This is a genomic window from Protofrankia sp. Cj3 (assembly GCF_917627355.1).
Taxonomy (GTDB): Bacteria; Actinomycetota; Actinomycetes; order Frankiales; family Frankiaceae; genus Protofrankia.
In genome coordinates this window covers 1-5,506 of record NZ_CAKJTR010000124.1, presented here as the reverse complement: position 1 = coordinate 5,506, position 5,506 = coordinate 1, and the positions used below count along the sequence as shown (strand labels likewise).

Genomic DNA, 5,506 nt, shown 5'->3' with positions numbered 1-5,506 from the left:
GGCGTGACGCAGGCTCGTGCGCACCCAGTTGTTGTGCTGTTCGGCCAGCTCGACAGGCACCCCGTTGGCACAGAGCTGCTGGCCGACGGTGTGATCGGTTGTGTACTGGTGCAGCACCCCGTCGATGAGCCCGTAGGCGCGGCAGTCACCCACCCAGCTGACGACGGTACCGTCTAGGTCTCCGACGGTGCTGTTCGTGTCGCTCACGGCGACCAGAGCGACGGCATCAGGCTCGTCGTCAGCGCCAGGGTCCGCGATCATGGCGCCAGCGGTGAGGATGCCGGCGAGTCCGCCGTACCGGGCGGCGATACGAGCGGTGACCTGGGCGCAGAGCATTGCGGTGGCCGCAACCTGCGCCGAGTTCCCGATCCCGTCGATGATCACGGCCACGGTGAGGGTGTTGGCCGTACGGACCGCGGCCGCGTCGGCGTTGTAGTCGCGGGTGCCGCGCCGGGTCGATGCGGCGGTCTCGTACGTGCTCATGACGGTCCCTTCGGTGGGGGTGGGCTCGGTCAGCCGGTGACGACGCCGGTGACGGCCAGGGCGTCGGTGAGGATGCGGTCGTGGTCGAAGGCCAGGCCGTCAGCCAGGGCGTCCGCCAGCGGTATCCAGCGGGCATCGGCGGCGTCGTCCCCGGCGGTCGGCTCGACCAGCGCGGGCAGTGTCGCGGTGTACGCCCAGGTCACATAGCGGCCCCGGGGGTCACGGCCCGGGTCGCTGTAGATACCGACCGGGTGGAGCGCGCCGGTGTGGATCCCGGTCTCCTCGGCGAGTTCGCGGTGGGCGGTGTCCTCGACCTGCTCGCCGGGATCGACGTGACCCCCGGGGAGCGCCCAGCAGCCCGCAAACGGCGGCCGGTCACGACGGATGAGCAGTACGTGCGGCTCGCTGTCGTCTATCGCGAACAGCACGACGTCCGCGGTCAGCCGGACCGTCTCACCGGTCTGGCCGGTGTTACGGGCTGTGACAGGCAAGACGGTGGGGGGGACCGTCGTGGTGGTGGTCGTGGTCTGGGGGACGAAGACCGGGTCGATCGCGTCCGGGCCGAACTCCCGGCCCGCCGGGGCGAAACGGACGTCCTCGATATCGATCAGGTCACCGGTGCGGCTCAGGCCGAACCAGCCGCCGTTGCCGGCAATCCGGGAGGCGGTCGAGGCGGCGGCCTCGGCGGCGGTCGCTGGACGCAGCCGGCGGGCCCGGTCAGCGCCGAACGCGTCGGCCTGGAACAGCCAGCCGTGGGCGGTGACGGGTAGCTCGGTGCTGGTGTGGCGCTGGGGGCGGACGGGCAGGCCGAGAACATCATCGGCGACCATCGCGGTGACGGCAGCCGCGCCGACGGTCAGTGTGAGATCCCGAATCACAGACAAGTTGATCATTGTGGTGTGGTGCCTTTCGTGGGGGCTACGTGCCGGGTGGTCCACCCGGTGCAGGTGGCTGGATCGTGGGCGACCCGCGCCGGCAGGAGGTCTCCGGCCTGGATGTAGGCGGCGCCGTCGAGGGCGGCGGCGATATCCGCGGGCACGTCGACGCTCGCCGTGGGGGGTGGGAGTTCGACGCCGACGTCGACGCAGTACGCGCCGGTGTGAAACGGCGACGGGAAGGGGTCGGTGACGTCGAGGACGCGCAGCCGGGCGCGTAGCGCGTCCAGCGCCGCTGCGATTTCACCCGGGGTGCCGAACACGTTGATCTGCATTGGACGAAGCTCCTTTCAGGACGCCACCCCAGCAGCCGGGACGGAATGTCCCTTCAGGAATGCCATCCCGGCTACCAGGTGGCTTATTGAGTCAGTCCGACGTCTCCGACGTCTGATCCATGTGGCCGGTGGTCTCGTTCAGCTGGTGACTGGTGACTGGTGACTGGTGACTGGTGCCGCGCGGCCGGCGGTGGCCTTGAGCGCGGCCTGCCGGTCGGTTTGGCCGCCGACGTGGTCGGCCAGGGTGTGCGCGGCGTAGGCCGTGGCCGCGAGGGTGGCGAAGGTGACCGGGTCGGGGCTCACCGGTCAATCAGCCGGTCAGTCTCGGCCCGCCGGTCAGCCTCGGCCTTGAACTGGCAGGTGGCGCAGAGCGCGTTCGGCGCGTCAACCTTCCGCCCGCACCCCAGCAGGCACTCGCCGTGGGTGAACAGCCGGTCCAGGGGACTGCCGGGACGAACGGTGCCCACGGCGGTGACAGTGACGTCGGTGACGTCGGTCGTGCGTCGGGTCATGGGAATCTCCTTCAGGTTTCTGGTGGGGTGGGGGTCCAGGTGCCGTGGGCGGCGCGGGTGACCAGGCCGGCGTCGGTGAGCAGGCTCAGTGCCTTGCGGGTCTGGGTTTCGGACAGCCCACTGCGGGTGATCAGGTCGCCTTTGCGGGTGATCCCGTTGTGGACGAGCTGGTAGACGGTGTTCGTGGACGGGGTGCGCAACACCGGGTGCGGCAGGACTGCTGCCGGTGTCGGGGCGGGGGTGGGGGTGGTGGCGAAGTCGGGTGCGGCGGGGATGTCGAGCAGTCCCAGGGCCAGCGGCGGGACCGCGGCCAGCGTCGGGGCGGTGGGGTGTGGGGGTGCGGGGGGCTGGCACCGTCGGGGTCTTGGGCCGGGTGCGGGCCTGGTCGATGGCGGCGGCAAGCGCGGGGTCGGCGGCGGCTGCCGCGGCCACGAGGGCGGGGTCGAACGCGGCGAGTTCGACGACCAGGTCGGCGTCGGCGGCCAGGCGGCGGGTGTGCCGGTCGCGATAGGTCTCGCCCAGGTAGGCCAGCGCCGCCGGCTCGAGAGACAGCTCCGGGGCGGCCGCCCCCAGTGCCCCGACGACGTCCTGGTCTTCGTAGTGGGTACGAAACGGTGCGGTGCGGCGGTCCTTGCCGGCGAGGTAGCCCAGGCCGGCGACGTCGGGCAGGCCGTTGGGGTCGAGTAGTTCCAGGCCCGGCAGCATCCCGCCGGTGGTCTTGTTCGCGGTGCGTAGCACGGCGGTGTTCGCGGCGGCGAGGGAGTCCCGCAGGCTGATCTTGTCGCCGTAGCTGGACGCTTCGGGGTACTGGGTGGCACAGATCAGCCCGACCCCGGCTTTGCGGCCCATGCGGGCGATCTCGTCCGCGGCCTTGGTCAGGGGGCTGGACGGGGTGAGGACCTGGTGACACTCATCCAAGATGATCAGCACCATGGGGGCTGTGGGGCTGATGGGGTGCGGCTCACGCCGCAACAACTTGTTGATCTTCGAGCGGAAGGAGATCAGTTTTTGGGCGGTGGCGAACATCAGGCCGATCTCGTCGCGGTCGCAGGCAGCCCAGTCGACGTGGGGGGTGAGCGCCGGCAGCGACGCCCCTTCCTGGGGGTCGGCGATCCAGACCAGGACCCGGCGGGAGTACATGCAGGAGATCCCGAGCAGTTCCAGCAGCCGGGACTTCCCGGAGCCTGACGCGCCGACCACGACGCCACCGCGGGCGCCGATCGCGAGGTCGTAGACCCGCCACAGGGCGTGCTCCAGGTCGGCGTGGACGCCGAGGCGGGCCATGCCGCTCTCGACGTCGAACGCCTCATCCACCCCCGGGTAGGGGTGGGTGCGTCGGAGCGGGTTGGCGGTGCCTTCGTGGACGACGAGCAGGTGGGCCTTGTCGCCGTCGCCGCTGTGGTGGCGGTCGACGGTGACCCGGTCCAGCGGCATGCCCAGGCCGGAGGCGATGAGCGGGCCGGCGGCGACGGCGGTGGCGGTGGTGTGCCGGCCGGGGGTGAGACGGATCGTCCAGGTCACCCCGGTCGGCGCCGCGCCGCGCTCAGCCAGCCGGCTACCGGCCAACACCCGGTCTTTGGCGGCGAGGGTCTCCGCCCACACCCCGGGGATCAGGTCCATCCAGTCCGGCGCCTCGGTCTCCGGTTCCGGTTCCGGCGCGGGCTCGGGTTCGGGTTCGGGGGTGTTGGTGGGGATGGGGATGTGGCGCCGTGCCCACCAGGGTGCGGCCGCCGTGTAGCCGCCGACGAGGAGCAGCACGCAGGGCCAGCCGACCGGGCCGACGTCGGCGGCGAGGGTGAGCCAACCCACACCAGCCCCGGTGACGGCCAGCAGATACCGGCGGGCACGACGACGGGCCCGGCTGCCCGCGACGGTGGTCCGACGCAGGCCGGGCAGCCCGGCGGCCAGGGTGAGAGCGGCCCAGGTCAGGACCGTCCAGCCCAGCGTGCCGGGCACGGTGTGGGCCAGGACCCCGCCGGACCACACCGCGGCGATGACCGCCAGGGGTGCGGCCTGGGGACCGATCCGCAGCCCCGTGCGGGGCGGGCGGACCCGACCACCGGTCCACCGCTCGATGTCGGCGCGCATCCTTGTCCCTCCCTTCCCGCTGTTGTCGTGGGTGCCGTCCTGGTGGTTTCCGCACATCCCCGGGACCAGGGGCAGGGGCCCGGGGACGTGCAGAAACGGTCAGGGCAGGTCAGGCGGGCCGGTAGAAGTCGGTGCTCGCCGCACCCGGTGTGGACGCGACGGCCTCTTCCATGAGCCGGTGGGCCTCCAGGGCCTGCACGACGGCGCGGGAGGCGGCGGCGAGCAGCCCGGCGGTCTCCTGGGCGTGCGCGATCGCCGTCAGTACGCCGGGGTCGGACAGCTGGGCGGCGGTCATGTAGGTCCGGGACAGCTCGATCCGCGAGGCGATATCGGTCTCGGCGTGTCCGGCGAGCTGCTCGTAGTACATCCGGGCGGCGGAGATAGTGGTGGTCTCACCACTGCCAGTAGCCATCGGGGTGTCTCCTTCGGGTGTTCCGGTCACGGTTGCGGCCGGGGTGGGGGCGGCCACCAGCCCGAGCGGGCTGGTGGAGTCGGTGGGCGGTGTACCGGGCCAGGTCGGGTCGGTGTGGCCGGCCTGGGCGGTAGTCACGTCGGTGTCGGTCAGGTCGGTCTGATACCGACTGTTGATCCACTCGCGGACCGTGGTCGTGGCGTCCTCGGTACGCAGGTCCGACCAGGCCCGGCCGTGCCGGTCGGTCGCGGCCGCGGCGACCTGGGCCTGCTCGGCGGGGTCGAGATCGGACCAGCAGGCCGGGGTGACGATCTCGGCGTCCTCGATGTCGCTGTCGTCGTGCTGGTCGGTGTTGGGGATGGCGTCGTCGGCCTCGGGTGGGGGCGGGCCGGTGCGCCAGGTCGCGTCGTCCCGGCCGCGCTGGGCGGCGAGGACCTGCCGGATCGTCCACTTGATCCCGAACCGGTCGTGGACCCAGTCCCGGACCGCGGCCGCGGCCTGGTGGAGGGTCAGGTCCGTCCACGGCTTGCCGTAGCGGGCGGTCGCGGCGTCGGCGACCTGGCGCTGCTCGTCACCGGTCAGGTCTGACCAGCAGCGTGGGGTGGCGTCTTCGACGTCGATGACGTCGTCAGGGTCGATGTCGGGGGCGTCCGCCCGCTCGCCATCAGGCCTGGGCGGCCCGGATCGCGGCGGTGGCGGAGGGGTGGTGTATTCCCACGGGCGCCAGCCGGCCCGGGCGGCCCGCGCGGCCCGCCCGGAGGCCCAGCCGGTCCGCCAGCCATCCGCGGTGGCCTGCCACAG

General features: G+C 72.2%; 6 protein-coding genes. All 6 read right to left on the bottom strand.

The window, feature by feature from the left end:
• Positions 1 to 483: hypothetical protein (locus tag MJ783_RS16185; RefSeq protein ID WP_239311280.1), on the bottom strand; the 483-nt coding region annotated here is incomplete at its 3' end.
• A gap of 29 nt (positions 484 to 512) precedes the next feature.
• A complete protein-coding gene (locus MJ783_RS16180; protein WP_239311279.1) occupies positions 513 to 1,361 on the bottom strand; it encodes an NUDIX hydrolase in 849 nt (282 codons plus the stop codon).
• Positions 1,362 to 1,372: 11 nt separating this feature from the next.
• The gene (locus MJ783_RS16175) at positions 1,373 to 1,693 is read right to left on the bottom strand and encodes a hypothetical protein (protein ID WP_239311278.1); all 321 of its coding nucleotides are present in this window, start codon (positions 1,691 to 1,693) and stop codon (positions 1,373 to 1,375) included.
• A 138-nt stretch (positions 1,694 to 1,831) separates the two neighbouring features.
• On the bottom strand, positions 1,832 to 1,996 hold the full coding sequence (locus tag MJ783_RS16170; RefSeq protein ID WP_239311277.1) for a hypothetical protein: 165 nt from the start codon (positions 1,994 to 1,996) through the stop codon (positions 1,832 to 1,834).
• A complete protein-coding gene (locus MJ783_RS16165; RefSeq protein ID WP_239311276.1) occupies positions 1,993 to 4,293 on the bottom strand; it encodes an ATP-binding protein in 2,301 nt (766 codons plus the stop codon). Before MJ783_RS16165 ends, MJ783_RS16170 begins: the two co-directional genes overlap by 4 nt.
• A gap of 109 nt (positions 4,294 to 4,402) precedes the next feature.
• A partial coding sequence (locus MJ783_RS16160) for a hypothetical protein (protein WP_239311275.1) occupies positions 4,403 to 5,506 on the bottom strand: 1,104 nt, incomplete at its 5' end.